Genomic DNA, 1,961 nt, shown 5'->3' with positions numbered 1-1,961 from the left:
GTGTCAGGACCACCGGCGAGTGATCCGGCGGGTCTGACGGCCGTTCCAGCACCCACGATGCCAATGCCTGCGATCGTCCTCCCCGCCATAGGCCGGCCAAGCGACGATGTGAGCGACTCCGGGTGGAATCTCATGATCGCAGCCGGGGCAGCGATAGGTCTTGATCGCCCGGCTGCCCGGGATGGTGCGAACCACGTACGCCTCGTCCCCGTCGGGACCCGGCTCGGTGCGTCCGAAGACACCTCCGAGTGGCGCGCCGCCCGCCTGCGAGCGATCAGCGTGGCGATCCGAACGCGGTTTCCGGCGGGGCATGCGACAAGCCTATTACCCGCGCACGCACGCCCCGCAGACCCCCGGTAATCAGAACAGGCGGAATTCGTTGCTCTCCGTGCCGCGTAGGGCGTCGTAATCGAGTGTGAGGCAGCGGATGCCGCGATCCTCGGCGAGCGTGCGCGCCTGCGGCTTGATCTGCTGGGCGGCGAAAACGCCCGCGACCGGTGCGAGCAACGGATCCCGGTTCAGCAGCTCGAGGTAGCGGGTGAGTTGTTCGACGCCGTCGATCTCACCGCGCCGTTTGATCTCCACCGCGACGGTGCCGCCGTCAGCATCCCGGCACAGCAGGTCCACCGGGCCGATCGCGGTCATGTACTCGCGGCGGATGAGCGTGAAACCGGCCCCGAGCGTGTGCACGTGCTCGGCCAGCAGCTCTTGGAGATGAGCCTCCACCCCGTCTTTCACCAGGCCCGGGTCGACCCCGAGCTCGTGGAAGGAATCGTGCTCGATGTCCTCGACGGTGATGCGGAGTTCCTCGCCGGCTTTGTTGGTGACCACCCAAAGCGCTTTCGCGCCGTCCGGGAGCTGCGCGTCACCGTTGCGCTCCTCCAACCAGCACGGCGGGCTCATCCAGTTCAGCGGCTTGTACGAACCGCCGTCGGAGTGCACGAGCACCGAGCCGTCCGCTTTCATCAGCAGTAGTCTGCGGGCCATCGGCAGATGGGCGGTGAGTCGCCCCACGTAGTCGACCTGACAGCGAGCAATCACTAGGCGCACCCAAGCACTGTAGGCGAGCGGCTCGCGGCGGCTGCGGTCAGCCCATGAGCAGAGTCGCGGCGAGAATCGCGCTCGCCGCGAGCAGGGCGCTTTCGAGCCGGGTGAGCCGGTGCACGGCGGTGGTGGTCCTGGCGGTCATGAGAAATCCGACCGCGGTCCCGATGGTGAACGCCACCAGATGCCCCACGTGGGTGAACGTCTGCTCGATCAGCACGCCTTCGACCGCGACGATGAACCACAGCGTCGCCCAGGCGATGCGCCACCGGTGCGGCACCGCCGCCACCAGCGCGCCGATGAGCGCCATGGCGCCGTAGCTCACGCCGACGTCCTCGGCCCAGCGGATGCTCGCCGGCACCCACCCGGCCTGCACACCGATCCACAGGCCCGCCGCGACCAGCAGGGTGGCGCCGATGTGACCGGCCAGGAAGACGCGCACCGCCCGCAGCGCACCGAAGCGCAGTTCGGCGAGGGCGAGCAGACAGGCGAGCAGCGGAATGATGACCCACGACCCCACCACGTCGCCGATCACGAAGGCGCTGGCCAGCAGCGTCCCGATGCGGCCGCTCAGCAGGTTGTGCAGGTTGGTGCTGGCGTGCAGGACCAACCTGGTCTGGGCGGAGTCGCTCAGCACCGAGAAGATCGCCGAGACGATGATCAGACCGGACAGGTACACGGCCGTCGCGGGCAACCTCAGATGCCGCCAGCGCGATTGCCGGGAAGCGGTGGGGTCGAGCGGCGCCGAGCCGGCCGGCGTCGTCGCGACGATCATGCGTACCTCCGTTGTCCGCGCGGGAATGGCAACGCCATCCATAGTGCCTGGCCGCACGGCACGTACTCTAGGTATTCCCTGCAAGTTTGCTGCAAAACACAGTTTCACGCGATAAATGGCCGAAGCCTTCGACGGTTGTCGA

Annotated in this window: 3 protein-coding genes; all 3 read right to left on the bottom strand. The window is 67.8% G+C overall.

Translation table 11 applies throughout. The features are described 5' to 3' along the window. Positions 1–3: 3 nt before the first annotated feature. From NNI01S_RS36290 to NNI01S_RS32880, 3 genes are read right to left on the bottom strand one after another with little or no spacing between them, the layout of a single operon-like run. The gene (locus NNI01S_RS36290) at positions 4–312 is read right to left on the bottom strand and encodes an Rv1322 family protein (protein WP_084489478.1); all 309 of its coding nucleotides are present in this window, start codon (positions 310–312) and stop codon (positions 4–6) included. A 48-nt stretch (positions 313–360) separates the two neighbouring features. Further along, positions 361–1,050 (bottom strand): endonuclease NucS, encoded by a 690-nt coding sequence (gene nucS / locus NNI01S_RS32885; protein WP_063025441.1) that lies wholly within the window; start codon positions 1,048–1,050, stop codon positions 361–363. Between the two features lie 37 nt (positions 1,051–1,087). Then, positions 1,088–1,819, bottom strand: a complete 732-nt coding sequence (locus tag NNI01S_RS32880) for a rhomboid-like protein (protein WP_063025439.1) — start codon at positions 1,817–1,819, stop codon at positions 1,088–1,090. Between the last annotated feature and the right edge of the window lie 142 nt (positions 1,820–1,961).

The organism is Nocardia niwae NBRC 108934 = DSM 45340 (assembly GCF_001613465.1).
In the GTDB taxonomy this organism is placed as follows: domain Bacteria; phylum Actinomycetota; class Actinomycetes; order Mycobacteriales; family Mycobacteriaceae; genus Nocardia; species Nocardia niwae.
The sequence above is the reverse complement of the archived record's forward strand: the minus strand, read 5'-3'. Positions and strand labels throughout refer to the sequence as shown.